Annotated in this window: 20 protein-coding genes, 4 tRNA genes, 2 rRNA genes and 1 pseudogene; 10 read left to right on the plus strand and 17 right to left on the minus strand. The window is 63.0% G+C overall.

What is annotated here, in order from left to right; translation table 11 throughout:
• The first annotated feature begins 3 nt into the window (after positions 1 to 3).
• The 4 genes from H8F27_RS10740 to rrf all read left to right on the plus strand — a co-directional run bounded on the left by H8F27_RS10740 (position 4) and on the right by rrf (position 3,875).
• Positions 4 to 77: transfer RNA gene (locus H8F27_RS10740), tRNA-Ile, on the plus strand.
• A 35-nt stretch (positions 78 to 112) separates the two neighbouring features.
• Positions 113 to 185, plus strand: a tRNA-Ala gene (locus H8F27_RS10745).
• A gap of 531 nt (positions 186 to 716) precedes the next feature.
• Positions 717 to 3,603: ribosomal RNA gene (locus H8F27_RS10750) — 23S ribosomal RNA — on the plus strand.
• 155 nt (positions 3,604 to 3,758) lie between these two features.
• Positions 3,759 to 3,875: ribosomal RNA gene (gene rrf / locus H8F27_RS10755) — 5S ribosomal RNA — on the plus strand.
• Between the two features lie 105 nt (positions 3,876 to 3,980).
• On the opposite strand, the gene mtnC is transcribed toward rrf, so the two are convergent.
• The 4 genes and pseudogenes from mtnC to H8F27_RS10775 all read right to left on the minus strand — a co-directional run bounded on the left by mtnC (position 3,981) and on the right by H8F27_RS10775 (position 6,532).
• Complete coding sequence (gene mtnC / locus H8F27_RS10760; protein WP_197153510.1) at positions 3,981 to 4,712, minus strand: acireductone synthase; 732 nt, start codon at positions 4,710 to 4,712, stop codon at positions 3,981 to 3,983.
• Positions 4,713 to 4,760: 48 nt separating this feature from the next.
• Positions 4,761 to 5,408, minus strand: a pseudogene (gene mtnB / locus H8F27_RS10765) (methylthioribulose 1-phosphate dehydratase); the annotation flags it as partial.
• Positions 5,387 to 6,232, minus strand: coding sequence for a DNA-formamidopyrimidine glycosylase (locus H8F27_RS10770; protein WP_197148096.1), 846 nt, complete (start codon positions 6,230 to 6,232; stop codon positions 5,387 to 5,389). The gene H8F27_RS10770 and the pseudogene mtnB, both read right to left, overlap by 22 nt.
• Positions 6,233 to 6,322: 90 nt before the next feature.
• On the minus strand, positions 6,323 to 6,532 hold the full coding sequence (locus tag H8F27_RS10775; RefSeq protein WP_197153511.1) for a photosystem I reaction center subunit IV: 210 nt from the start codon (positions 6,530 to 6,532) through the stop codon (positions 6,323 to 6,325).
• A 140-nt stretch (positions 6,533 to 6,672) separates the two neighbouring features.
• Here H8F27_RS10775 and H8F27_RS10780 point away from each other — a divergent pair, with 140 nt between their 5' ends.
• A complete protein-coding gene (locus H8F27_RS10780; protein WP_197148097.1) occupies positions 6,673 to 7,686 on the plus strand; it encodes a hypothetical protein in 1,014 nt (337 codons plus the stop codon).
• A gap of 66 nt (positions 7,687 to 7,752) precedes the next feature.
• The gene (locus H8F27_RS10785; protein ID WP_197153512.1) at positions 7,753 to 9,237 is read left to right on the plus strand and encodes an ATP-dependent DNA helicase RecQ; all 1,485 of its coding nucleotides are present in this window, start codon (positions 7,753 to 7,755) and stop codon (positions 9,235 to 9,237) included.
• 1 nt (position 9,238) lies between these two features.
• On the opposite strand, the gene H8F27_RS10790 is transcribed toward H8F27_RS10785, so the two are convergent.
• The 7 genes from H8F27_RS10790 to H8F27_RS10820 form a co-directional block, all read right to left on the minus strand.
• Positions 9,239 to 10,732 (minus strand): LysM peptidoglycan-binding domain-containing protein, encoded by a 1,494-nt coding sequence (locus tag H8F27_RS10790; protein WP_197148098.1) that lies wholly within the window; start codon positions 10,730 to 10,732, stop codon positions 9,239 to 9,241.
• A gap of 102 nt (positions 10,733 to 10,834) precedes the next feature.
• On the minus strand, positions 10,835 to 12,223 hold the full coding sequence (locus H8F27_RS10795) for an aldehyde dehydrogenase family protein (protein WP_231596201.1): 1,389 nt from the start codon (positions 12,221 to 12,223) through the stop codon (positions 10,835 to 10,837).
• Between the two features lie 53 nt (positions 12,224 to 12,276).
• Positions 12,277 to 12,855 (minus strand): hypothetical protein, encoded by a 579-nt coding sequence (locus H8F27_RS10800; RefSeq protein WP_197148099.1) that lies wholly within the window; start codon positions 12,853 to 12,855, stop codon positions 12,277 to 12,279.
• A gap of 110 nt (positions 12,856 to 12,965) precedes the next feature.
• Entirely contained in the window at positions 12,966 to 14,999 is a 2,034-nt protein-coding gene (locus H8F27_RS10805; protein WP_197148100.1) for an ATP-binding protein, read from the minus strand.
• Complete coding sequence (locus tag H8F27_RS10810; RefSeq protein WP_231596202.1) at positions 14,996 to 15,592, minus strand: response regulator transcription factor; 597 nt, start codon at positions 15,590 to 15,592, stop codon at positions 14,996 to 14,998. Before H8F27_RS10810 ends, H8F27_RS10805 begins: the two co-directional genes overlap by 4 nt.
• 58 nt (positions 15,593 to 15,650) lie before the next feature.
• Positions 15,651 to 15,722 (minus strand) — tRNA-Thr (locus H8F27_RS10815).
• A gap of 10 nt (positions 15,723 to 15,732) precedes the next feature.
• Positions 15,733 to 15,814: transfer RNA gene (locus H8F27_RS10820), tRNA-Tyr, on the minus strand.
• 53 nt (positions 15,815 to 15,867) lie between these two features.
• Between H8F27_RS10820 and aroQ the strand changes: the two genes are divergently transcribed.
• Both aroQ and H8F27_RS10830 read left to right on the plus strand, forming a co-directional pair.
• On the plus strand, positions 15,868 to 16,308 hold the full coding sequence (aroQ, locus tag H8F27_RS10825) for a type II 3-dehydroquinate dehydratase (RefSeq protein ID WP_197148101.1): 441 nt from the start codon (positions 15,868 to 15,870) through the stop codon (positions 16,306 to 16,308).
• The gene (locus H8F27_RS10830) at positions 16,305 to 16,949 is read left to right on the plus strand and encodes a tRNA-(ms[2]io[6]A)-hydroxylase (RefSeq protein WP_197148102.1); all 645 of its coding nucleotides are present in this window, start codon (positions 16,305 to 16,307) and stop codon (positions 16,947 to 16,949) included. The genes aroQ and H8F27_RS10830 overlap by 4 nt, the downstream gene beginning before the upstream one ends.
• A gap of 115 nt (positions 16,950 to 17,064) precedes the next feature.
• Here the strand turns inward: H8F27_RS10830 and H8F27_RS10835 are convergent, their stop codons facing one another.
• The 6 genes from H8F27_RS10835 to H8F27_RS10860 all read right to left on the minus strand — a co-directional run bounded on the left by H8F27_RS10835 (position 17,065) and on the right by H8F27_RS10860 (position 22,609).
• Entirely contained in the window at positions 17,065 to 18,036 is a 972-nt protein-coding gene (locus tag H8F27_RS10835) for a hypothetical protein (RefSeq protein ID WP_197148103.1), read from the minus strand.
• A gap of 486 nt (positions 18,037 to 18,522) precedes the next feature.
• Positions 18,523 to 19,476 carry an IS66 family transposase gene (locus H8F27_RS10840; protein WP_197148104.1) on the minus strand — a complete coding sequence of 318 codons (954 nt, stop codon included), beginning with the start codon at positions 19,474 to 19,476 and terminating at the stop codon, positions 18,523 to 18,525.
• Positions 19,446 to 19,886, minus strand: a complete 441-nt coding sequence (locus H8F27_RS10845) for an IS66 family transposase zinc-finger binding domain-containing protein (RefSeq protein ID WP_197148105.1) — start codon at positions 19,884 to 19,886, stop codon at positions 19,446 to 19,448. The genes H8F27_RS10840 and H8F27_RS10845 overlap by 31 nt, the downstream gene beginning before the upstream one ends.
• The gene (locus tag H8F27_RS10850; RefSeq protein ID WP_197147973.1) at positions 19,858 to 20,040 is read right to left on the minus strand and encodes a hypothetical protein; all 183 of its coding nucleotides are present in this window, start codon (positions 20,038 to 20,040) and stop codon (positions 19,858 to 19,860) included. Before H8F27_RS10850 ends, H8F27_RS10845 begins: the two co-directional genes overlap by 29 nt.
• 397 nt (positions 20,041 to 20,437) lie before the next feature.
• Positions 20,438 to 21,727, minus strand: coding sequence for a chloride channel protein (locus H8F27_RS10855; protein ID WP_231596203.1), 1,290 nt, complete (start codon positions 21,725 to 21,727; stop codon positions 20,438 to 20,440).
• 492 nt (positions 21,728 to 22,219) lie between these two features.
• Complete coding sequence (locus H8F27_RS10860) at positions 22,220 to 22,609, minus strand: transposase (RefSeq protein WP_231596204.1); 390 nt, start codon at positions 22,607 to 22,609, stop codon at positions 22,220 to 22,222.
• 44 nt (positions 22,610 to 22,653) lie between these two features.
• Here H8F27_RS10860 and istA point away from each other — a divergent pair, with 44 nt between their 5' ends.
• Both istA and istB read left to right on the plus strand, forming a co-directional pair.
• Positions 22,654 to 24,291: an IS21 family transposase gene (istA, locus tag H8F27_RS17625; RefSeq protein ID WP_231596205.1), complete on the plus strand. Its 1,638-nt coding sequence runs from the start codon at positions 22,654 to 22,656 to the stop codon at positions 24,289 to 24,291.
• Positions 24,188 to 24,958 carry an IS21-like element helper ATPase IstB gene (istB, locus tag H8F27_RS10865; protein WP_231596206.1) on the plus strand — a complete coding sequence of 257 codons (771 nt, stop codon included), beginning with the start codon at positions 24,188 to 24,190 and terminating at the stop codon, positions 24,956 to 24,958. Before istA ends, istB begins: the two co-directional genes overlap by 104 nt.
• Positions 24,959 to 25,181 lie beyond the last annotated feature (223 nt).

Consider the following 25,181-nt stretch of genomic DNA (forward strand, 5'->3'; position numbering starts at 1 on the left):
CCTGGGCCATTAGCTCAGGTGGTTAGAGCGCACCCCTGATAAGGGTGAGGTCCCTGGTTCAAGTCCAGGATGGCCCATTCACCGCCTGCTGAGCAGGCAGGACTTGATGGCTGGGGGTTTAGCTCAGTTGGTAGAGCGCCTGCTTTGCAAGCAGGATGTCAGCGGTTCGAGTCCGCTAACCTCCATCCAACGTTTGCTCAGCCTTCAAGCCAAACCAGTTATGCCATTGCATAGAAACTAAGTGTGCCGCAGGGCTCCACAGCATGGCACCACACTAGGGGAGTGCAACCGTGTAGGTGATCTAGAAAATTTGCTGTTGATTTCAGCTTCTTTCCATCGATAGGATGGAAGGACGCTGGATTCATAATTGCCCCTTAAATGGGGTAGTGTGTATTTCAGCAGAACCTTGACAACTGTATAGGAAAGTCTGGAAATAAAGCATCTCATGGATGCTTGATTTTTAGCCCGTGCGCTGGTTCAGCAATGGACCAGTGCTGGGAGAGGAATCAAGAAAATTCTATTGAGTTTAAGAGCCGAGAGCTTTCAGTTTTCTTACCTGTCCGCCGAGGACAAGTGAGTTTGATCCTGGCATTCAAACCGCATCAGCCACTGTAAGTAATTATGGAGTTTGGTGGAGGTGAATCTAGCGAGAATCGGCCTCAACAGCCGCGTGTAGATCGAGAAATCGAAGCTACCAAGAACTGGAAGTATAAATTGGTCAAGCTACAAAGGGCTCACGGTGGATACCTTGGCACACAGAGGCGATGAAGGACGTAGTTACCTGCGATAAGTCTCGGGGAGCTGGAAACACGCTTTGATCCGGGAATTTCCGAATGGGGCAACCCCTAGAACGGCCGCCTGAATCCATAGGGCGGCGCGAGCCAACCCAGCGAACTGAAACATCTTAGTAGCTGGAGGAAAGGAAAGTAAAAACGACTCCCCAAGTAGCGGCGAGCGAACGGGGAAGAGCCTAAACCGATGGATTCGTCCATCGGGGTTGTGGGACAGCAACGTGGACCAACGGAGTTAGAAGAAGCGTTTGAATGGCGCGCCATAGAGGGTGAAAGCCCCGTATTTGAAAACAAAGTTGGCCTAGCTGTATCCCGAGTAGCACGGAGCACGTGAAATTCCGTGTGAATCTGCGAGGACCACCTCGTAAGGCTAAGTACTCCTGTGTGACCGATAGCGCAACAGTACCGCGAGGGAAAGGTGAAAAGAACCCCGGGAGGGGAGTGAAATAGAACATGAAACCGTGAGCTTACAAGCAATGGGAGTCCGACTAATCGGATGACCGTGTGCCTGTTGAAGAATGAGCCGGCGACTTATAGGCACTGGCAGGTTAAACCGGAAATGGTGGAGCCATAGCGAAAGCGAGTCTGAATAGGGCGATCGTCAGTGTTTATAGACCCGAACCCGGGTGATCTAACCATGGCCAGGATGAAGCTTGGGTGATACCAAGTGGAGGTCCGAACCGACTGATGTTGAAAAATCAGCGGATGAGCTGTGGTTAGGGGTGAAATGCCAATCGAACCCGGAGCTAGCTGGTTCTCCCCGAAATACGTTGAGGCGTAGCGTCTAGTGCTCCAGCAGGGGGGTAAAGCCACCGTTTCGGTACGGGCTGCGAGAGCGGTACCAAATCGATACGAACTCTGAATACCCTGTGTGTAACTAGGCAGTCAGACTGTGGGGGATAAGCTCCATGGTCGAAAGGGAAACAGCCCAGACCGCCAGCTAAGGTCCCCAAATCAATGCTGAGTGATAAAGGAGGTGGGATTGCCCAGACAACCAGGAGGTTTGCCTAGAAGCAGCCATCCTCAAAGGAGTGCGTAATAGCTCACTGGTCGAGCGATCCTGCGCCGAAAATGAATGGGGCTAAGCATTGTACCGAAGCTGCGGATTTATTTGCTTTTTGAGCAGATGAGTGGTAGGGGAGCGTTCCATGTGGGGTGAAGCGTTAGCGTAAGCGGGCGTGGACTGCATGGAAGTGAGAATGTCGGCTTGAGTAGCGAAAACATGGGTGAGAATCCCATGCCCCGAAACCCTAAGGGTTCCTCCGGCAGGCTCGTCCGCGGAGGGTTAGTCAGGACCTAAGGCGAGGCCGAAAGGCGTAGTCGATGGATAACAGGTCAACATTCCTGTACCTGTGATGTTTTGGGAAGGGGGACGGAGAAGGCTAGCCAAGCCAGATGTTGGTTACTGGTCCAAGCGTTCGAGGTGTTGAGAACCGGTGAAAACGGTTTGAGCCAAGGCGTGAGTGCGAGCTGCTACGGCAGCGAAGTTGGTGATGTCATGCTTCCAAGAAAAGCCCTATACCCGTTAAGGCATCATGGCCTGTACCCGAAACCGACACAGGTGGGGTGGTAGAGAATACCGAGGGGCGCGAGGTAACTCTCTCTAAGGAACTCGGCAAAATGGCCCCGTAACTTCGGGAGAAGGGGTGCCACCGCAAGGTGGTCGCAGTGAAGAGGCCCAGGCGACTGTTTACCAAAAACACAGGTCTCCGCTAAGTCGCAAGACGATGTATGGGGGCTGACGCCTGCCCAGTGCCGGAAGGTTAAGGAAGCTGGTCAGCGCAAGCGAAGCTGGCGACTGAAGCCCCGGTGAACGGCGGCCGTAACTATAACGGTCCTAAGGTAGCGAAATTCCTTGTCGGGTAAGTTCCGACCCGCACGAAAGGCGTAACGATCTGGGCGCTGTCTCGGAGAGAGGCTCGGCGAAATAGAATTGTCTGTGAAGATGCGGACTACGTGCACCCGGACAGAAAGACCCTATGAAGCTTTACTGTAGCTTGGTATTGTGCCCGGGCTCGCAATGCGCAGGATAGGTGGGAGGCTTTGATCATCGGCTTGCGGGTCGATGTGAGCCAACGGTGAGATACCACTCTTTGCGAGCTAGGGTTCTAACGGCCACCCGTCATCCGGGGGCCGGACAGTACCTGGTGGGCAGTTTGACTGGGGCGGTCGCCTCCTAAAAGGTAACGGAGGCGCGCAAAGGTTTGCTCAGGCTGGTTGGAAATCAGCCGACGAGTGTAAAAGCAGAAGCAAGCTTGACTGTGAGACCAACAAGTCGAACAGGGAGGAAACTCGGCTTTAGTGATCCGACGGTTCTGAGTGGAAGGGCCGTCGCTCAACGGATAAAAGTTACTCTAGGGATAACAGGCTGATCTCCCCCAAGAGTTCACATCGACGGGGAGGTTTGGCACCTCGATGTCGGCTCATCGCAACCTGGGGCTGAAGTCGGTCCCAAGGGTTGGGCTGTTCGCCCATTAAAGCGGTACGCGAGCTGGGTTCAGAACGTCGTGAGACAGTTCGGTCCATATCCGGTGCACGCGCAGGAATATTGAGAGGATTTCTCCCTAGTACGAGAGGACCGGGAGAAACGCACCTCTGGTGTACCAGTTATCGTGCCAACGGTAAACGCTGGGTAGCCATGTGCGGAGTGGATAACCGCTGAAAGCATCTAAGTGGGAAGCCCACCTCAAGATGAGTATTCCCATGGCGTAAGCCAGTAAGGTCACGGGAAGAACACCCGTTGATAGGCTCTATGTGGAAGCGTAGTAATGCGTGAAGCAGAGGAGTACTAATAGACCGAGGGCTTGACCATTACTCAAGCTCTTAGGTGTCAGCGATGACACAGCTTTTTTCCAGATCGTCAGCCCCTATCTACTTCTGTAGTACGTCGTAAGGCGTTGCCGCTTGGGGTGACTGGTTGACTTTTCCTATGCAGTTCTCAGGGTTCAACCTGGGAGTGAAGACTATCCTGGTGTCCATGGCGCAGTGGAACCACTCCGATCCATCTCGAACTCGGTTGTGAAACGCTGCAGCGGCAACGATATTTGGGGGGCAGCCCCCTGAGAAAATAGCTCGATGCCAGGTAAAACTTTCATTCCAATAAAAAGCCACCCCTCGGGGTGGCTTTTTTGTTGTTTGGCTGGTTGCACGCTTGGTGCCAGGCATCGTTTGGCTTTCCAGACCAATGTGCTACGCCAAGGTACGCAGCTCCAGTTCATCGAAGCTGCTGATCTGTTCAAATTTCCCGGAGTTTTGCTCCGGATTGCCCTCACGGCAGCTGAATATCACCTGCATGCCTGTGCTGGCAGCGGCCTGGCACTCCGCTTTGGCATCGCTGATGAACAGCACCTGCTCGGCTGGCACCCCCAGTTGGTTGGCAATGTTGAGGTAACTCGCGGCTTCCTGCTTCGGACCGCTGCGTGTGTCGAACCACCCGCTGAAAAGGGGGCGAAGATCCCCAGCATTGCTAAAGCCGTAGATCAGTTGTTGGGCAGTAACAGAGCCCGATGAATAGACCGCCAGCTGCAGACCAGCGCTGCTCCAACGTCGCAGGGCTGCCGGTACATCGCCATAAAGGGGACCCCGCAAAGCTCCGCTGCGGTAGCCCTGCTCCCAGACCAACCCCTGCAATTCCTTCAGGGGTGTCAATTTTCGGTCTTCCCTAATTAGCCACTGCAGGTATGCCAGGACATCTGTAGGCGCCCTCTGGCGCAGGGCCTGGGCCGTTGGATCCGGATCCTGTTTCCAGGCCGTCTCCACTGCGGCCACCAGGGCCTGGACCTCAAGATCGCCTTGCCGGGCTAACAGCAGGGCTCCCATTTGCTCGGCTGCATAGGGAAAGAGCTCCCCGGCCACAAAGCTCACCGGGCAGGTGGTTCCCTCAATGTCCAGCAATACCCAGCGCAAACCGTGTCGCTGCAGGCGTGGCGTGCGCGGCGCCAATGCCTGCAGCAGCAGTTGGCGCCAGTGCTGCTCCAGCAGGAATTCCAGAATCTCCAGGTGGCGGCGTGCCGTCCCCAGATCCTTCCCCCAGGCGTAGAGCCCGTGGCCCGCGATCAGCAGGCCGTAGGGGGCGGCCCCCAGGTGGGGCTCTGCTACTGAGCGCAGGCGACGCAGATCCTGGTCATTGTCCAGTACGGGGATAGCCACCCTGGAGGTGTGACTACTGACCCCCTCTAGCCCTTTCAGCATTTCCAGGTCTTGCAAGCTGAGCTGGGCCACCCCGGCGCCGTGGGGGGCGTAGTGCTGGGAGAGGAGGGTGCCGGCCTGGGAGTGGGTGTGCAAGACCGCGCCGGCCCCGCAGGTTTGGACTAAGGCCAGGTGCAGTTCAGTTTCGGCACTGGCGCGGCCGCTGCCCCGCAGCACCTCGCCCCGCTCGTCCACCACGATCAGCTGTTCCGGCGAGACGGAGCCTTTGTCGACCCCACTGGGGGCCATCAACAACTGCAAGGGCTGCCGTTGCAGTACGCAGCTGAAATTGCCACCGGTTCCCTCACACCATCCCCGGCGGTGGATGGCGGCCATGGCGGCGCCCAGCTGCTTCGCCAGTTTGGCGCTGCTGGGAGGGGGAACGGTCACGGGCAACTTCGACTGCCTCAATGCTGGCAGTTGGGGCACCAGTGGGTGCTGCGGCCGCCAAGCTTGTCGCGGCGGATTGGGGTGTGGCAGCGGCGGCAGGGTTCGCCCCCCCGCCGATACACCCAGGCCACTCCCCCGTAGTTGCCGTTGGTGCCGCTGAGGTTGCGGAAGTCGCTGAAGGTGGTGCCGCCTGCGCCGATGCTGGTTTCCAGCACTTCCACCAGGGCCTGACGCAGGCTTTCGAGCTGCTTACCGTTCAGTCGTCCGCTGGGGGTAGTGGGTCTGATCCCCGCTGCAAAGAGGGATTCATCTGCGTAGATATTGCCCACCCCCGCCACCACCCCCTGGTCGAGCAGGGCGTTCTTAATCGGCCGACTGGAGCCCTGTAACCTCTGGCGCAGGTAGGCCGCGCTGAAGGTATCGCTGAAGGGTTCTGGTCCCAACCTGCGCAGGCCCGTGATCACGCCCTCGAGCGGTTCTCCGGGCGGCACCCACCACATCTGGCCGAAGCTGCGGGTGTCGATGAAACGCAATTCCTGGCCGGCGGCGTTGAACAGCTGCACTCTGGTGTGGGCACAGGCTGGCCTGGGCTCCTGGAGCCAGAGAAACTGACCGGTCATGCGCAGGTGCACGCCCCAGGTTCCGGCGCCCAGGCCATCTCGGTTCAGTTGCCCCATCAGGTATTTCCCGCGCCGTTGCCAGGCCCCCACCGTGGTGCCGATGAGCCCGGCGGCGAAAGATGCGGGAGTGGCTGGACTAGCGATCGCCCGTGCCCGGAGCACCTCCACCTGATCGATCGAGAATCCCTGGGTCTGCTGCTCAAGTCCTCGGCGGACGGTTTCGACTTCAGGCAGTTCCGGCATCGGCGCAGGCTGGATGGGCTGAAGAAGCTCCTCCCGGCCAGGGACATTGAGCTGGGGCCGGATAGCCGGACTCAGGCATGTGAGCCGGATTCAGGCCTTGTCGAGTTCTGCTTCGGCGAAATTGTTGGTGTTGATGCCGCCCTCGGAGCCGCTGAAACCGTTGTAATTCACCTTGTCAAAGCGAACTACCACGGGGTAGCGGATGCCGGAGGTGTCGATCGAAGCGACGGTGCCGACTTCATTGAACCAGTAAGACTCAGGGCGCCTGATGCGCACTTTGTCGCCGCGGGAAATGGCCATCGCTGCGCTTGTAGATCGGGTGGCTACCAGAGTAAAGATAGCCGCGGCGCCCGGGGGTTCATTTACCGGCGTCACGATTCGTCGCCCTTGCTGGGGCCATCCCGGCCCGTGGCACGATCAGCTCCTCAGCAGCGCGCCCGATGCTCAGCCTGGAGCTGCCCGATCCCGAAAGCGACTCGATCAGCACGATCGAGTTTCTGGCCCGCCTTGAGGAGGCCTGGGCAGTCTGCGATCGATTCGACCTGCAGACCGAGATCTGGCGCGGCCGCATCCTGCGGGCTGTGCGGGATCGTGAAAAGCGCGGCGGCGAGGGGCGCGGCACCGGTTTTCTGCAGTGGTTGCGGGAGCAGGAGATCAGCAAAACGCGGGCTTACACCCTGATCCAGCTGGCGGAATCGGCCGACGGCCTGGTTGGGGAGGGGCTGCTGGAGGAGGCCAGTGTCAACAATTTTTCGAAGCGGGCCTTTCTGGAAACCGCCCAGGCCGATCCGGAGGTCCAGCTGATGATTGCGGAGGCGGCTAATGAGGGCCAGGAGATCACCCGCAAACAGGTGCGGCGGCTCAGCGATGAGTTCACCGCCGCCACCAGCCCGCTTTTGCCCGAGGAGATCCGCCAGCGCACGGCCGACAATCTCCTGCCACCCAGGGCAGTGGCCCCCCTGGTGAAGGAGTTGGCCAAGCTGCCCGAAGGGCAGCAGGAGGAGCTGCGTCGAGTGCTGCGGGAGGAGCCCGAGCTCGAGCGGGTGAAGGATGTCACCAGCACGGCCCGCTGGCTCAGCAAGGCGGCGGAAGCTGGCCTGGCGGTGCGGGCCTTCCAGCAGGGGCAGCTGGATTTCGACAAGGCCCTGCAGGAAGCCCAGCGCCTCGACGCCCTGGGCCTGCTGGCCGATGCGGTCGGCCAGGCGCAGGCGCTGGAAAGTGCCGTTTTGAAGTTGCACACCAGTTGGCGGCGGCTCGGTGGGCTGCAGGAGCGTCTTTGGCTGGAGAGCGGCAGCAGCACCCCCCACCTGCGGGAGTTGCTCACGGCCCTGCAGTCGCTCAGCGGCAGCACCCTGCGGGTTTCGCTGGGGGAGTTGGCTGGTGGCAAGCGGGTGCGATTGCAACTGGTGGAGGAATCCCCCGAGCAGTTGGACCCACCCCCGGTTCACCCCTGACCACGCATCTGGTGGCCGCTAGGGTCGGGGGGCGCTACAGGTAGGTCCATTAACGAACCGGATCTGCTGGAGCAGGCCCTGAGTCGCCATTTTGGTTGGTCGGCCTTTCGGCCGGGGCAGCGCCCGGTGGTGGAGGCCCTGTTGACAGGTCAGGACTGTCTGGCCGTATTGCCCACCGGTGGCGGCAAGTCGCTTTGTTATCAGTTGCCGGCGTTGGTACGCCAGGGCTTGGTGCTGGTGATTTCGCCCCTGGTTGCCCTGATGCAGGACCAGGTGGCCCAGCTGCAGCGACGCGGCATCCCAGCGGCTTGCCTGCATGGGGGACTCTCCTTGCCGGAGCGGCGAGGCCTGTTGGAGCGCCTGCGGGACAATCGCTTGCGCCTGCTCTATCTGGCGCCGGAACGGCTCCAGGCGGAGGCCACGCGCCAACTGCTGGACGACGTGCTCGACAGCGGCCAGCTGGTGGCTTTGGCGGTGGATGAGGCTCACTGCATCAGTGCCTGGGGCCATGACTTCCGCCCTGACTATCGCCGCCTGGGCCAGTTGCGCGCCCAGTGCCCTGGCGTGCCCCTGGTGGCCCTCACCGCCACCGCCGCACCCCAGGTGCGAGCCGACATCATTCGCCTGCTGCAGCTGCGGCGGCCCTTGATCCAGGTGCGCTCAGCCCGCCGCACCAATCTTGTCTATGGCATGCAGCGCCGGCCAGAGGATGCCCTGCCCTTGGTTTTGGCAGCGATAGGGGCGAGTCGCGGGGCTGTGCTGATCTACGGCCGAACCCGGCGCACGGTGGAGCAGTGGGCCGCCAGGTTGACGGCAGCCGGGGTGGAGGCGATCGCGTATCACGCTGGGATGGATCCTGAAAGTCGCCTGCTGGCCCTGGAGCACTTTCAGCTCCAGCCCTCGCCGGTGCTGGTGGCAACGGTGGCCTTCGGCATGGGTGTGGACCGCCCGGATGTGGGGCTCGTGCTGCATCTCGATCTGCCTGCCAGCGCCGAGGGCTATTTGCAGGAATCGGGACGGGCGGGGCGCGATGGCCTGCCCGCCCGTTGTCTGGTGCTCTACGACCCGGCCGATCGCACCAGCTTGGGCTGGGCGATTCGGGGGGTGGGTACGCCGCCACCCCAGCAGGATCAACAGCGCTCGGAGTTGGCCCAGCAGCAGCTGCGGCGGATGGAGGCGGTGGCGGAGGGCGAGGGTTGCCGGGAGCAGGCGCTGCTGCTGGCCATCGGTGAGCTGGCGGCAGTATGTGGCCGCTGTGACAACTGCCAGGGCTCCCTGGAGCAGCGGGACTGGGCAACGGAGGTAGCGGTGGTGTTGGAAGCGCTGGAGGCCCGCAAGGGGCGAGATCTGCGCAGCCTGGCCGAGGAGCTGGCCGCCGCCGCCCCGATCGCGCTCAGGCCCCGACAGGAGGCCCAGTGGGGCTGGCTGTTGCGGCGGCTTGTGCAGGAGGAATTGCTCAGCGAGAGCAATGACGGCGCCCAGCGCCTCTACCTGCAGGCATCGGGCCGACGCTATCGACGCCAGCCTTGGCCGCTGCATTGGGCCGCCTGACCTAACTGGATCGGGCCTTGCAGATGTCGGTGATCAGCTGTTTCTCGAAGTCGGTTTGGGGTGAATCCCAGCTCTTCCACTGGCCGGATTGGCTGGTGGCATTGAGCTTGCGGGCTCCGCAATTGACAGCCAGATAAACGGGTTTGCCCTCCCCGTTGAGCGTCGGAGCCACAAAGCTGCCGCCCATGGGTTGCCAGTTGGCCCAGTCCACCTGGAGGGGCCCGTAGCTGCGCCAGTCGGGTCCCTTGGGCTTGCTGGCGGCGACTTTGCTCGGAGCAGCGGTGGCCGTTGCAATTTTGGCTGCGGCCGGTTTGACGCTGACCAAGGCCTTCTGAGCCGGTGGCTTGGCCTCAGCCACCGGCTTGGTCTCGATAACTGGCTTGGCTTTGGCAGGGGGCTTGGCGGTGGTAGTTGCAGCAATAGTGGTAGCAGCAGCAGGGGTTGGAGTGGGGCTTGGCCTGGTGTTTGGCGTGCTGGTGACAGCGCTGGCGGGTTGGGCTTGGGCTACTGGCTGAGCTGGTGATGGCTTGGTGGGGGAACTAGCAGTTGTGGTGGCTGGGGCCGGCGAGGAAGATTCCTTGGCGACGGGTTTGGGGCCGGGTGTGACGGTGGCCGCGGGCTTGGGGGGCAGTTTTGCTGTGGGCTTGGCTTGGGCCACCGGTTTGGCGGTTGGTTTGGCCTGAGCCACCGGCTTGGGGGTTGGTTTGGCCTGGGCCACCGGTTTGGCAGTTGGCTTGGCAGTTACCGGGGGGGGAGCCTGCAGTTTCAGGCGGGTGCCGGAGATCACCAGGTCGGGGTCGTCGATCCTGTTGATTGCAATCAGTCGCTCCACGGGAACCCCGTAGTTGTCGGCGATGGTGGAGAGGTTCTCACCACTGCGCACCACATGTTCCTTCGTGTTGCGCTGCGCAGGTCTCGTGGCTGGGGCAACCGAGGGGGTCGGCCGCCCTGGGATGGCCAGTTGGGTGCCGGCAACCACCAGATTGGGGTTGCTGATCCGGTTGATCTGAATCAGCCGTTCGGTGCTGGTGCCGAAGCGACTGGCGATTTCAGAGAGCGTTTCCCCAATTTTTACAGTGTATCTGGCGGTGGGAATGGGCTTGGGGGGCGGCGCGGCAGCGGTGTTGCGGGAGCCGGGAATGACAAGCCGTTGACCGGTGATCACCAGGTTTGGATTGGAGATGCCGTTGGCCTGCATCAGCCTGGTGAGGCTGACGCCATTGGCTTCAGCGATGGTCGAAAGTGTGTCGCCTGGGCGCACCGTGACGCTGGAGCCAGCCGAACCGGCCCGGCGGGCTCCTGGCAGCACCAGCTTTTGGCCGGCCACCACCAGGTTTGGGTTGGTAATGCCGTTGGCCTGCATCAGTTGGGTCAGGCTGACCCCATGGCGCTCGGCGATCTCCGAGAGGGTTTCGCCTGGTTTGACCACCACGTCCGTCAGACCAGGCAACGGCAACACCATCGCTAGGGCCAGGGCGACGAGGTATCTACGCATGAACACTACACATAGCTCTCCGAACGTTAAGGGGCCTGCCTAGGCCGATCCAGTGCCGTTGGACGATCTGTGCATCAAAGCTGCTGATCGGCCAGGCTTGGATCAGCCCAGCAACCACCTCATTAGGGCCAGTTTCCCGGCATAGGGGGGGTATCGGAAGGGCAGATCCAGCCAGAAGGGGCGGCGCAGCACCGCCCGCTGGTGGGAGAAGGTGAGGAAGCCCTCCCGGCCGTGGTAGCTGCCCATGCCGCTTTCCCCCACTCCACCGAAGGGCAGGGCAGCGGCAACCTCCTGCAGCACGACGTCGTTAAAGCAGACGCCGCCGGAGCTGGTGGTGGCCAGGGTGCGCTGCTGGGCCGTGCGGTCGTGGCTGAACAGATAGAGGGCCAGGGGCTTGGGCCTGCTGCGCACTTCGGCCAGGGCTGTCTCAAGGTTGGCCACGCTGAGCACCGGCAGGATTGGACCGAACAGCTCCGCCTGCATCAGCGGATCGTCGCCGCTCTCCACCGCCACCAGGGTGGGTTCGATGCGTCGCCGGGCGGGGTCGCTGCGTCCGCCTGTCAGCACCTGCCCCCGGCTGCGGGCTCCGGCCAGCAGCTCTTCGAGCCGACTGAACTGGGCGTCGTTGACGATGCAGCCCAGATCCACGCTGGCCAGGGGATCGGCGCCGTAGAAGCGAGCCCACTCGGCGGCGATGGCAGCCACCAGGCCCCCGACCACCTGGCTTTGCACCAGCAGGTGGTCGGGGGCGATGCAGCTCTGGCCGGCATTGAGCCCCTTACCCCAGGCGAGGCGCCTCGCGGTGGTGGCGATGTCGGCGTCGGCCAGCACGATCGCCGGGTTTTTGCCCCCCAGCTCTAGGGTGACCGGGGTGAGGTGGCGGGCTGCAGCGGCCAGCACCAACCGCCCCACCCGGCCACCGCCAGTGAAGAAGATGTGGTCGAACCGTTCCTCCAGCAGCTCGGCGGCCACGGCCCCATCACCGCTGACCACCTGCACCACCTCGGCGGAGAAGGCCTGTGGGATGGAGCGGGCTAGCAGATCGGCGGTGCTTGGCGCGTGTTCGGACGGCTTGAGCACGGCGGTGTTGCCCGCGGCCAGGGCGCTCACCAGCGGCTGCAGGCAAAGCTTGAAGGGGTAGTTCCAGGGCCCGATGATCAGCACGCAGCCCAGGGGTTCGGCCTGTATCCAGGCCTGGCTGGGCCGCAGAATCAGATCGAGCCCGACAGGCCTTGGCCCCATCCAGTCCTTCAGCTGCCGGCGGGTGTGGGCCAATTCTTTGCGCACCCCCACCAGTTCGAAGTTGGCCTCCAGGGGCGGTTTGCCCAGGTCGGCGGCCAGGGCCTTTAGCACCTCCCCCTCGTGGTCGCGCAGCAGCCCCTCTAGGCGATCGAGCTGCTCCAGTCGCCAACCAAGGCTGCGGCTTAGGCCGGCGGTCACCGGGGCCCGCATGGCGTCAATCGGGGTGCTCAGAAGTGGGTTAGGGGTCATAGGCAACAACGGCTATTCCCAGACTGACAACCCTTGGCATCGACTGCTGCTGCTCAGAGCCAGGCCAGCTCGGGCAACTGCCCATATTCGCGTAGGTAAACAGCGCGGATTTGGCTGATCAAGGCCTGCACTGCCGGCTGCTCCAAATGCTCCTGGCGCAGCACCACTGCATCGAGGTTGGTGCCCCTGCAGCCGGCTTGGCAGCGGGGCTGGATTGGGTAACGCACCAGCCCAATGGCTATCAGATCGCAGAAGGCAAAGGGTTTGCGGCTGTCCTCCCAGCCCGGCGGCAGGGTGTCGAGGCCGTTGACCACGGCCAGATCCAGCACCCGCTCGCGCACCAGCTCCAGGGTGCCCCCTCCCATCGATTGGAGAGCCTGGACATTCAGGGGGTTGCCCTGCCATTGCAGCTGGCCCTTGCCAAGACGCAGCAGCTGGGAGGCTTGCCGCAGGGAGGCCAAGACGGCGTGGTTGGCGTGGGCCCGGTACTGGCCGTTGGCTTTGCGGAAATCCAGGCCGAGCTGATTGCTGACGCGGCGGTACAGGCGTGAAACGGAGCTTTGGTCGCAGTTGGTCAGGGCTGCCACAACCGAAGTGCTGGCAGTGATCTCCAGCAGATCCAGAACGGGCAACCCGTTTAGCAGGACGTCGCGCAAACTGCTACCGCGCAGTGCAGCAACCTTATGAATTGGTACACGCCCACAAACCGCCTCCTACCCCCTATTGGGTAACCTCCAACCTCCTATTGGGTAATAAGCGGGGCCGGAGCGGCGGGAAAAGTCAGTCGCACTTCGGCGCCGCCCAGGTTGGAGCGGCCAATCGCCAGGGAGCCGCGATGGTTTTCCATGGTGGTCTGCACCACAAACAAGCCCAGGCCACTGCCATTGGCCTTGCTGGTTTCCAGGGGTGCCAGGGCCGTTTGCGGTGCCAGGAACCCCGGGCCGTTGTCGGCCACGCTGAGCACCACCGTGTCGCCTTCGCTTTGTAGCCGCACCGCAATGGTGGGAGGGGTGGCTGTCGCAGGGGCTGCTGTCTCCAGCGCTTCAAGGGCATTGCGCAGCAGGTTGACCACGGCTAACTGGATCTGGGCCGCATCCCCCAGCACCGCCAGGCTGGTTTCGAGGCCTTCGCGCTGCACCCTGATGCCTGCGGCCTTGAGGCTCGGGCCTGCGTAGAGCAGGGCGCTGCGGGCCACGTTGGCCAGGTTGAGGCGCCGCTGGTGGGTCTGCACATTGCGCAGCAGGGTGTGCATCTTTTCAATCGTCGTTACGACCTCATCGGCGTTGCTGGCGATCGCCTGGAGGTGCTCGTTCAGGTTGGTGGGCAGGGGAGCTTCTTGCTGGTGCAGCAGCAATTTGCTGTTCAGTAGCAGGGTGCTTAGGGGCAGGTTGATTTCGTGGGCAATGGCTGCGGCCTGCAGGCTGCTTTTGAGCTTGTCTTCCAGCACCAACACGGTCTGGGCGTCCTTGATTCGCTCCCGTTCGATGGCTTCAGCGAGTTGTCGCCGGGCCTGGCTCAGCCGCTTTACCAGGGCTCCGAACGCCTGGGAAACAGCCTCTATCTCTCTGGCGCTGCCCTTGGGCAGCTCTGCTTCAAATACAAGATTTGCGTCCCCCTGGCCCACCTGCTCGGAGGCGCTCTGGCAGCGCCTGCGCAGCCGCTCCAGCGGCGCCAGCAGCCAGTCGCTCACGCGGATCGTCACTACCACCGCGGTGGCTACCGCCCCCAGGCTCAGCAGCAGGGCGATCAGGGCGTAGCGCTGACTGGCCTGCACGATCTGATCTGAGCGCAGGGCTGTGATCAGCAGCCAGTCGAGCTTCTCCGCTTGGCCCCAGGAATGGAGGCCTACCAGGTAGGTGCTGCCCCCGTATTGCACGGTCTGGGTGCTGGCTAGGGAGCTGGGGGCAGCGAGACCACCCACCTCCTGCAGGCGGCGGAGGGTGGCCTGCACCAGGGGATCGGGCAGTTGCTCCAGCCGCACTCGTTTGGTTTTGGAGCCCGTGCCCGTGCTGGTAAGGCCAGGCCGGGAGCTGGCCACGACCATGCCGTTTCGTTCCATGATCAAGGCGAAGCCGCTCCTGTCTTTCCAGACTTCCGCAAGCCAGGTATTGAGCTGGCTGAGAACGAAGTCGACGCCGATGACGCCGAGCAGTTGGCGCCCAGGGCCGTAGAGAGGTTGATTGAAGGCAATAGCCATCACCTCGGGCTTGTCTTCCCACTGGTAGATCGAGCTCCAGGTGGGCTGGCCGGCCTTCACCGTTTCCACGTACCAGGCCTCCTCGTGGCTGTCGCTCATGCCAGGAATTGACTCCAGCAGGGCGCCCCGTTGTCCCTTTGTTCCCATTTCGTAGACCCCCATCGTGCCCTTGCCGAGGGGGCTGGCGAACGCGTCTTCGTTGATCGCAAAGGCGCCGCTGTCGAGCCTTTCCACCCCGAGGAATTCCCCTCGAACGCTGCCGTAGTTGATGTTGCTCACGGGGAAGAGCTGCATCTGACTCCAGAAGCGCTGCCCCATGGTGTCGAAGTCGTTTAAGGAGAGCCGGCCCTGCTGGATGGCGAGCACGTTGAGGCTGTTGATCAGCTGCGGTGCCGCCAGGCGGCCCGAGAGCTGCTCAGAAAGGTCTGTGATGGCGTCTTGCTGGCGGTAGGCCTCGGCCAGACCAAAGCCACTGCGTTGGCCGCTGAAATAGGCCAGGCCGCCCACCGCCCCACTCACCAGCAGCAGCTGCAAGCTCGTCGCCCAGACGATCCGGTTGCGCAGCCCCCTGCCCCTCATGGCACCGGGCCCAGATCCAGGGCTGCCCGCCGCACCAACTCAGCTCCGCTGCAATTGAGGTGGCGAGCAATGGCCTTGCGGTGGGTTTCCACCGTGGCAACTGCCAGCCCGGTGGCGTGGGCGATCGCCTTGTTACTGAGGCCCTGGCCGATCAGGGTGAAGATCTGCCGCTGGCGTGGGGTGAGCGCGGCCACTGGCCCGTTTGCTTCGGCGGCCTGGGGCGTCTCTTGCAGCAGGGCGGCCTCGATTACGTCGCGCAGGGTTTCGTAGGTGGAGGTTTTATCCACCACTCCCATCAGCATCGCTTCGAGCTCCTCCGGGCACACAAAGCTGCTGGCATGGGCCGAGAGCACCAGCGCCTTCGCCTCGGGTCGGAGCAGCCGCAGGAAGCGGGCCACCCCTAGGCCATCGCCGTCGGGCAGGGCCAGATCGATGATTAGGGCATCTGGGCGGAGTTTGCGACAGGCTTCACAGCCGGCATGGCAATTAGTGGCGGTACCCACCACCTCCAACCCCGGCAGCACCTGCAGCATTTTGCAGAGCAGCTGCAGAAACATGACCTGGTCTTCGACGATCAGGCAGCGGAGGGTCACCCAAATAAACCCGGTGTACCACTGTGCTTGAGAAGCGGTGCCAGCCCCTCTTTTTGTAAGCCCTTGACGAGATTTGAACTCGTGACCTCTCCCTTACCAAGGGAGTGCTCTACCACTGAGCTACAAGGGCATGTGGAAGGTGGGCCGGGTTGGATTTGAACCAACGTAGGCAGAGCCAGCGGATTTACAGTCCGCCCCCATTAACCACTCGGGCACCGACCCGAACCACACCCCAAGAACTTACCAGCCGGACACGCTTAGAACCCCCCCTTGCCATGCAGCTGCTTGTCCTTCACGGCCCCAACCTGAACCTGCTCGGTACGCGCGAGCCGGGGGTCTACGGCAGTGCCACCCTCGAGCAGATCAATGGCGCGTTGCAGCGGCGGGCAGGGGAGCTCGGCGCGCTGGTGGACTGCTTCCAGAGCAACCACGAGGGTGCCCTGGTGGACCGCATCCACCAGGGCCGCGGCGGCGTGGACGGCATCCTGATCAATGCGGCGGCCTACACCCACACCTCGATCGCCCTGCGGGATGCCCTGCTTGCGGTGGCGATCCCCTTTGTGGAGCTTCATCTCAGCAACACCCACGCTCGTGAGTCCTTCCGGCACCATTCCACCCTGGCCGACAGGGCCGTGGGGGTGATCTGCGGTTTCGGACCCACCAGCTACACCCTGGCCCTGGAGGGCCTGGTGGCCCATCTGCGCGGTGCGGCTTGACCGCCCCTGCCCGGGTGAAATGGCTGGCTGCCCCCAGCAGCGTTGCTTGGCTGGAGCAGGCGATCGCCCAGCCCGATCTGGTGCTGATCGATCACGCCCACTGTGAGCGCAAGGCCGCCGGTGTGGCCCTGCAGCTGATGTTCCGCTATCCCAGCGATGGGCAGCTGGGGGAGGTGCTCAGCCCCCTGGCCCGCGAGGAACTGGAGCACTTCGAGCAGGTGCTGCAGCTGCTGCAACGCCGTGGCATCGCGCTGCGGCCCCTGCCGGCGCCTGGCTATGGCGCCGCCCTCGCGGCGGCAGTGCGCAAGGGCGAGCCCGAGCGGATGCTGGATTCCTTTCTGGTGGCCGGCCTGATCGAGGCCCGCAGCCATGAGCGCATGGCCCTGCTGGCGGCCCATAGCCCCGATGGCGAGCTGAGGGCGCTGTACGGCGAGCTGCTGGTCAGCGAAGCGCGCCATTTCGGGCTCTACTGGCTGCTGGCGGAAGGCCGCTACGGGCGGGAAGCCACGGCGATCCGGCTGGAGCAGTTGGCCGCCGTGGAAAAAGAGGCCCTGGCTGGACCCAGGGCCGATGCCGCCCAGGTGCGGATGCACTCGGCGGGGGTTGAGATCACACCACCAATGGTTGGGGGCTTGGGTTGAGCATGAAAGCGGCTGGATCGCTGCCGAAGTTGTTGTAGAAGTCAAACAGGCTGGTGAGCTCCTGCATGCCCATTCCGTTTAGGCCGGAAACAACTGTGTCACCATTTATGCCGTCCTATACGCCAGCTTGCTGAAAACCCTGCACGCCGTTGGTGTCCTGATACCAGCTGTAGCCGCTGAGGTCGACGGTCCCACCCAATGACCCCCCGTTCAGCACTGCCTTTGTCATTTCCATGACCTGTTTAGAGGAGAGGGAATAGGAAGTGAGTGGGTCGTTATCTCCTTCGAGATAGAGGGCATTGAGATAGGCGGCGGTGGATTGGGCGGTGAACTGGTTGAGGCCGCCGCCATTGAGGCCCAAGACCTGCTCAAGTGTCGGGTTGTCGAGGGTCGGGTTGCCTTTGCCTGCGGAGGTGAAGGTTAGAGCGGTATTTCCGCTAAGGAACAGGGTTTCATAGGTGGGTGCGGAACCTTCGAATAGGCCAGTGAGATCGTCTGAACGGGAACCGTGCAGCCAGCTTCCGCGCGTGAATCCCTGGTAAAGGGGGTCGTCCCCATCCAAGGAGGGAAACTGGCCCACCAGCTTGAGGCTGCCTTCGCCATCTGGAGCCGTGGATGTCAGCCGCAGCCCGAAATACTGATCTTCCAGGTCTGCCAGGGTCATTCCCGTGACGGTGAAGCTTGTGCTGTTGATGAAGTCGCCTTTGGCCCCAGGTGTCCCAAATTCAATGCCAAGGTCGAAGATGTCTGGACCTTCATAGCCTTCTATCGGGCTATTACTTGGCTCCTCGCCATTCATGTTTGCCCCGTTGCCAAGGTCGTTGACCAGGTTTTCTCCCCACTGGGTTTCGGTGATGGCATCACCTGTAATCGTGCCCCCAGACCAGCTGAAGCCGTCACTGGATTCGGTGTCGTTTTGCAGTGAGCTGCCGGTATCAATTGTTTCCAGGTCGAAGAAAAAGCCGCGAATGTCGCCTGCCGTATCTGTGCTGGGGGTGATGTCAAAAGAAAGCCCCCCATCTATTTCTGTGGCAGTGATAGTCCAGGTAATTCCGTCGTATTCAATTGTTGTTGATAGGGAAGCCATCGTTCTGCTCCTGGGTGCCTATGTGGTGTTACTTTCCCTCCTTATTGGCACATATGTAGGCGCCATCAAGGGGGCAATTTCATCTTGGGAGGGCTTGTTTGTCTGGTTGGTTTTTCAGCGGCTTTGCCCCTGTGCTGCTGTATTTCTGATCTGATTAGCCTGGCTCCAGGGAACAGCGGCGCCTGTGGCGATAAAATAGGCGGCTTGGCTGGATGTTCCAGGCTTGTCACTAGGGAGCATCAGATCAGATCGCAGGTAGGTAAACGCTTTTTGCGGCTAAAGGGATCCCTGGGTTCGGCCTGAAGCGGATTGGGCGGGCATTGCTTGGGGGGCAAATCTTGTGGACTTAAGCCTCTTCATCGCTTATGCGATTTAGCGCAAAAATACCGTATGCGTTCAGGGGTCGGGACGCCCGGCCGCACGAATGCAAGCCTGATCACTCACCGCTGAGCGATCGGAAACTCTTCCTTGCTCGTTCTTCTTCCCTCAGGGGTCGCTCAGCAGTGACGGCATCACCCCACCGCGGTGATGGGAGATCCAGGCCTGCTCGAGGAACTCCCAGACATCCCGCCCCTGTTGCCTAAGGGTGGTGGTGACTGTGAGCAGGCGGCTGCGGCAGATGGCACCGCTGGCTGATTGGACGCCGTGACTGATCTTGCGCTGAATCACCGATTGGCGCAGGGCACGTTCTGCGGCGTTGTTGGTGGGCTCGATTCCCTCGATGTCCAGGAAGGTCCACAATTCACCTGTCATCTTCAAGAGCTTTCGGCAGGTGCGCACCGTGCTGGCCCACGGCGTTCGCTCGCTGCGCTGGTAGCCCAGCTCCACTACCCGCTGCAACGTGGCCTCAAAGGTCTGGCGAATCGGCCGGCAGCTTTGCTGCAAGGCGGGCCAGTCAATCTTTCCCTGCTTGTAGTTGTGCCAGTGGCCAAATAGCTGCTGCTGCAGGCCCAGCAGCTTTGCTCCAAATTCAGTGCTGGCGCCCGGGCGTTTGGCGATGGCCGTTAGATCGCGGATTAAGTGGGCCCAACACAGCTGGCGCTGCTTGGTGGGCAGGTGGTTGTAGGCCGAGAAGCGATCGCTCACCACAATCCCGCCAAAGGCGTTCCCCAGCAGCTCGATGGCAGCGGTCGTCGATCGACTCAGCCCTTGGATGAACACCGTCACCACGGCGGTGACCATGACCCACTGCCAGCCCCGCTTTCCAGTGGGATTGTTGCCGTCGGCGTTGCCGGTGGGGGCGCCAGTTTCGTCGACGTAGGCCACCGGCAGCTGACGGGCGGCCCGCAGCGCTTGGGCCATCGGTTCGGCCAATGCTGCACTCAGGCGATGGCGGATCCGTGCAATCGCCCCACGGCTGATCTCCACCCCTAGCAGCTGATCGAGCAGCGCCTGGGTCTTGCTGAAACTCAAACGAAAGACGCTGCCCAGCAGACCCACCAGGGCACTGAGCCTGGGGGACCGTACTGACTGGCTTCCACATCAGCCGGCAATGGCGCACAGGTGCTGGTGGAGCAGCAGGGGCAGACCAGGCGATGCAACCGATGCTCGATCACCAGCGGCGTGATCGGCGGGATTTCGATCACCTGATGGCGCAACGGATCTGAATCCTCGCCCTCAAGCAACGTGCCGCAACGGCGGCAGGCATCCGGGTGGTGCTCCACCACCTCATCCACCCGTTCAATTGGCAGCAGCTCCGGGCCGGATCCAGGATGGCCCGGCTGGCCACCGCGCTTGCGGCCACTGCCCTTGCGTCGCTCCGGCGGCTTAAACCCGGGTCCATCGCTGGAGGGAGGTTGCTGCTGCGCAGAAGCCTTGCGGCTAGGTGGAGTTGCGGGAGCTGCGACCAATCCGCTCCCGCAGGCTGGCCAGCTCGCTCGCCAGGGCGGTGAGTTGGCTGCGGAGCAGCTCAATCTCCTCATGCTGGGAAAGGATCAGCTCTCTTGCACCAGCCGGCCAGGTCTCCCAGTCAGCTTCTGAAATTCCGGCCGGAGGTGTGCTCATCACAAGCAGTCTCTGCCTGAGATGCAACCGGTAATAAAGCTGCCGTCAAGGGTTCAGCAGGGACAATGTTCGCACTGAGCAGTCCCGACCCCTGAACGGTTACAAAATACCTTCGCGCCAGTAAGCTTTTGTGTTTTTGTCAAGTTTGCAGCTGGGTGCGGCGCTGGCGAGCCCGAGCGGATGCTGGCTTCCTCTCTGGTGGCCGGCCTGATCGAGGCCCGTAGTCGTAGCCCACAGCCCTGGCTGGACCCAGGGCCGATCCCGCCCAGGTGCGGATGCACTCGGTTGGGGTGGAGCTGGGGATCTTCAACCGAACCATGGAGGCTCAGCCAAACTCCACCCCCTGGGCAGGCCCTGGGAAGTTCCGGGCTGGAGAAAACTAGAGGGCAAGCGTGGATCACCGGCTCGATGGGGTCGCGCTGGGGTTCTGAGGGACGCTGGGCTGCTGCTCCAGCAGCATCCGCACCTGGTGTTCGTTCCAGCCCTCACCCCGCCAGCGCTCGCCGAAGGCCGCGGCCACCGCGGCCACCAGCAAAAGCAAGGGCAGCAGGGCCGGATCACCCTGCAGGGTGAACACGAAGGCCGCGCAGAAGAACGGCGCCCCATGGGCAGCGGCGAACAGAGCCGTGGCCCCTACCGCAGCCAACTGGGCCAGGTCGCTGCTGTCGAGCCCGGGCAGCCCCTGCAGCGGACTGATTAACAGGGCTCCGAGGGTCATGCTGCTGTGCATCAGCCCGCCGGGAGCCCCTAGCGCCAGGCTGAGCACACTGGAGAGCAAGCGCCAAAGCCAGATGGCTGGGGAGCCCACCGTTTCCCCAGAAAGCGCAGCAGCCAGCGACAGGGAGCCGTCGTTGAGACTGAGGCCGCCACTGACAAGGGCCAGCAGGCTGAGTGAGCCCGCCAGGATCAAGGCGCCGAGGAGCCGCCGCTGCCCCAGCAATTGCTTCACCCCTGCAGCCGCCGGCAGTAACAAACGCATGAATAGGGCGCCGGCAGCAGTGCCCACCAGGGTGAGCAGCACGGCCCAGCCCCAGCCCCCCGTTGCCAGGGAACCCAGCGCTAGGCCAGGCAGGCGAGCGGGCTGCCCCATGGTGGTGGCCACCAGGGTGCCGCTACCTGCCAGCAGCAGGGCCGGCATTACCAGTGGCAGACCACTGCGCTGGCCCAGCTCTTCCAAGCCGTAGGCAACGGCCAGCAGGGGCGAGCGAAACGCCGCCCCCAATCCGGCCGCGCCGCCGATCACGGCCAACAGCTGGGGCGAGAGAGAGGCCAGGGGCTGCAACCCGGGCCAGCGCCTGCGAATCGCCAGCAGCAAGCTGGCACCCAGAGCCACTGATGGCGACTCCACTCCCACTGAAAGGCCCCCCAGATGGGTGAGCAACATCAAGGGCAGCCGCTGCAGCTGGGTGGCCAGGTTGAGCTGCTGCAGCCAGTGCAGCTCAACCGCCTTGCCTTCGGACTGGGAGGCGCGATCGAGGGCGAGCAACGCCGCGGTGCCGCCTCCGCGGCCGCCAGCCAGCGGCCCCCAGGCCAGAAGAACCAGCAGGCTGGTGGCCCCAAACACCAGCAAGCAGCCGAGCAGCAACTGGGGCTCAGCCGAGAGCCAAAGAGCTGCTTGTATCCGGAAACCGAGTTCCGAGAGCGCCTGGTATGGCCCCATCGCCAACCCGAATAGCAGGCCCAGCACCAGCCACCTGCCCAGTGCCAGCCAACTGCCAAGTGCCACAACCAGGCCAGAACGGGTATCCCTCAAGGCGAAAGCCAAGTGAATAAGCTGCCCAATGCTGCAGGGAATGGCCCCAAGTGGCATGGGATCTTGGCCAAGAGTTTCGGCAGGCAGCACAGCAAAACCGACCTAAAAAGCCCATGAGTCATCCAGCGGTCGGGACCGCGTCCCTTTGCGTGGTGTAAAACCCGAGGCCCGAATGCCCTGATCAGAGGGTGAACAGGGTGGAATGACGGGCTGTCATTCCGGAGGCGCAGATGCACCTCGTTTTTTCACCTTGAATCAAGGGCGATTGACTTGTCAAGTCTTTCGCCCGATCGCGGATGTGTTGTGTTCTGGAGTGGCTGGCACCAGCCACAGGTTGTTGCCCCGGCCCCCGGGCGGCGATCAAGACCGCTGCGCCCTGTAGAGGCGCTGCAGCCTCGATCACCTGGGGCCTGTTTCCTGCAGCTCTCAGGCGCCGGCGGCCTGGAGGGTAGGGGTGTCGCCCAGTTCGGGGATGGTCGCCATGCTCTCGGCGGAGAACATGCGGCGGCCCTCCAGCTGCCAGTGCTCGTGTTGCTCCAGCAACACCGCCCCGACTAGGCGGATGATCGCAGGGTCGTTGGGAAAAATGCCCACGACCCTGGTGCGGCGCTTGATCTCCTCGTTCACCCGCTCCAGCAGGTTGGTGCTCCAGATCTTGCGCCAGTGGTCCTTGGGGAAGTGGCGGAAAGCCAGCACGTCCTCCTTGGCCTCGTGCATGAGCGCAGCGGCCTTGGGGAAGCGCTCCGCCAGCGTGGCCGCCAGATCATCCCAGCGCGACTCGATCTCCTCAGCGGTTTCTTGGGTGTCCGCCGACAATGAAGTTGGCCGGTCGGCGACAAGCTCGTTGGCCGGTGGGGTGAGTGCTGGAGACCCTGGTGCCGATGCGCAGGGACCAGGTGATGCCGGCACCACTGACAAGCCACCAACGCAATCTGTTCATGACGAAACGACGAGGCGGCAGCAGCCAGGAGGCTGCTGCCGCGGCGGCGGGCATCTCAGTGCGCAGTGCTCGCCGGATTGAATGCAATCAGCTGCAGCCGCGGGCGAACCAGCCCCGTGGCCGCACCCGCCCCGATCCGCTGGTAGGGGTATGGGAGGAGGAGCTGGTGCCGTTGCTGCAGCGCTCACCCGCGCTGACGCCGATCACGCTCCTGGAGCATCTGCAGCAGCAGAAACCTGATGTGGACTGGATTCCGCTACAGCGCACCCTGCAGCGCCGGGTGCGGGAGTGGAAGGCACTGCACGGCCCGGCGCCGGAGGTGATCTTCCCTTTGAGCTATGAGCCTGGCGAAATTGCCTTCTGTGACTTCACCCAGCTCAAGGGGGTGGAGGTGACGATCGCCGGCCAGGTGTTCCCCCATCTGCTGTTCCACTACCGCCTGGCCTGGAGCGGCTGGAGCTATGCGCAGGTGGTCCAGGGCGGCGAGAGTTTTGCAGCCCTCTCCGAGGGTCTGCAGAACGCTCTGGCTGCCTGCGGCGGGGTGCCAGGTGAACTGCGCACCGACCGGTTATCAGCAGCGTGCCGTAACCGCAACGGCAGTTTCAGCTCCGACATCACCCGCCGTTATCACGCCCTCTGCAGCCACTACAGCCTGGCCTACAGCCGCAACAACCTGGGGGTGGCGCATGAGAACGGCCGTGTGGAGAGTCCCCATGGCCATCTCAAGCGGCGGATCGAGCAGGCGTTGCTGCTGCGCGGCAGCAGTGATTTCGAGTCGCTGGCTGAATACCAGGCTTTTCTGGCCGCGGTGATTGACCAGTACAACAGGCCGCGCCTGATCCGGCTGGAGCAGGAGCAGGCGGCGCTGCGGCCACTACCGCGGTTTCGTTTTGCCGACTACGACATTGAACAGCTCACGGTGCGGCGCACCAGCACGATCGAGGTACGCAGAGTCGTGTATTCGGTGCCGCCGCGGCTGATCGACCAGCGGCTGACGGTGCGGATCTTCCACGACCGGCTGCAGCTGCTTCTGGGCCGGCAGATCGCCTGCGAACTGGAGCGGCGCCACGGCGGTGTCGAGCGTCATGGGCGGGCATGGAGCATCGATCTGGAGCACCTGATCGATGCGCTCAGGCGAAAACCCCGGGCATTGCTGCACTGCAGTTACCAGCGGGAGCTGTTCCCCGATGAGCGCTGGTGGCAGCTGTGGCAGCAGCTGCGCAATGGCGGTGACCGTGACGCCGCCGCCCGATTGATGGTCGAGGCGCTGTATGTGGGCTGCCGCCTGGCGGGCTACGAGCCAGTGCTGGGTTGGCTCGAGAAGGCCCATCAACGGCAAGGGCTGTCGCTGGCGGCGCTGCAGCAACGCTTCCGGCTGCCGCCCCATCGCCCCCACCCACCGCAACGCATTCCCCAACACAGCCTGCAGAGCTATGACGACCTCCTCGTCCTCAGTGCCCAGACCCCAGGCGGTGGAGGCGGCCCTGCCGATGCTGCTGCGGCAGCTACGGCTGGCGCGATTCCGCTCCCACTGGCAGAGCCTCGCCTTACAGGCTGAGGCCGAGGGCTGGAGCCCCAGCCAGTTTCTCTATGCCCTCTGTGAGCAGGAGGTGGAGCAGCGCCAGCAGGCCCGCCAGCAACGGTTGCTGCGATCAGCCCAGCTGCCCTGGAGCAAGGTGCTGGCGGATTACGACCATGGCGGCCGAATCGAGGCGCACCGATGGCAGGAGCTGGAGGCTCTGAGCCGCCAGAGCGATTGGCTGCAGCGGAGTGAAAACGTGCTCTTGTTCGGCCCCAGCGGTGTGGGCAAAACCCATCTGGCCATCGGCATCGCCCTGGCGCAGATCGGCCTGGATCAGGCCTGCCGCTTCTATCCCGCCACGAGCCTGGTGCAGGAGCTGCAGAAGGCCCGCGCCGACTACAACTTGCCGGCAGCGCTGGAGCGGCTGGATCGCTACCCGCTGCTGCTGATCGATGACATCGGCTACGTGCGGCGGGATGAACAGGAGAGCAGCGTGCTGTTTGAGCTGATCTGCCACCGCTACGAGCGCCGATCGCTGCTGATCACCGCCAATCAGCCGTTCACCGCCTGGGATGAGATCTTCCCCAGCAGCTCAATGACCGTGGCGGCGGTGGACCGGCTGGTGCACCACTGCCACATCGTCGAGATCAGCGGCGACAGCCACCGCCGCGCCCAAGCAAGCCGGCGCAGCGGCAGCAAATAGCCACAGCAGCCGTAGAGAAGCGGAGAACAGCCCGGGAGATTGTCGTCCGGCGACAACCTGGTGCCGATGGTGCCAGATCCCGGCGGGGAGCTCCGCGCTGCCGGCGGACCGTGGGTTCCGCCGGCTCGTGCGCTCCAGGGCAAGGCTCAGCAGAGGTCTCGGCGCCTAACCGGCCAACGTGGTTGTCGCCTGGTGCCGATCAGAGGAAGTCAGTGCTGGCAAT

This window comes from Synechococcus sp. CBW1108 (assembly GCF_015840335.1).
Classification (GTDB): domain Bacteria; phylum Cyanobacteriota; class Cyanobacteriia; order PCC-6307; family Cyanobiaceae; genus Cyanobium_A.

What these genes read in the sequence shown, in the direction of transcription:
- H8F27_RS10770 (WP_197148096.1), bottom strand. Translation starts at nt 6,232, where the DNA reads ATGCCGGAACTGCCTGAAGTCGAAACCGTCCGCCGAGGACTTGAGCAG.
- H8F27_RS10775 (WP_197153511.1), bottom strand. Translation starts at nt 6,532, where the DNA reads ATGGCCATTTCCCGCGGCGACAAAGTGCGCATCAGGCGCCCTGAGTCT.
- H8F27_RS10780 (WP_197148097.1), top strand. Translation starts at nt 6,673, where the DNA reads ATGCTCAGCCTGGAGCTGCCCGATCCCGAAAGCGACTCGATCAGCACG.
- H8F27_RS10790 (WP_197148098.1), bottom strand. Translation starts at nt 10,732, where the DNA reads ATGCGTAGATACCTCGTCGCCCTGGCCCTAGCGATGGTGTTGCCGTTG.
- H8F27_RS10795 (WP_231596201.1), bottom strand. Translation starts at nt 12,223, where the DNA reads ATGACCCCTAACCCACTTCTGAGCACCCCGATTGACGCCATGCGGGCC.
- H8F27_RS10805 (WP_197148100.1), bottom strand. Translation starts at nt 14,999, where the DNA reads ATGAGGGGCAGGGGGCTGCGCAACCGGATCGTCTGGGCGACGAGCTTG.
- aroQ (WP_197148101.1), top strand. Translation starts at nt 15,868, where the DNA reads ATGCAGCTGCTTGTCCTTCACGGCCCCAACCTGAACCTGCTCGGTACG.
- H8F27_RS10835 (WP_197148103.1), bottom strand. Translation starts at nt 18,036, where the DNA reads ATGGCTTCCCTATCAACAACAATTGAATACGACGGAATTACCTGGACT.
- H8F27_RS10850 (WP_197147973.1), bottom strand. Translation starts at nt 20,040, where the DNA reads ATGAGCACACCTCCGGCCGGAATTTCAGAAGCTGACTGGGAGACCTGG.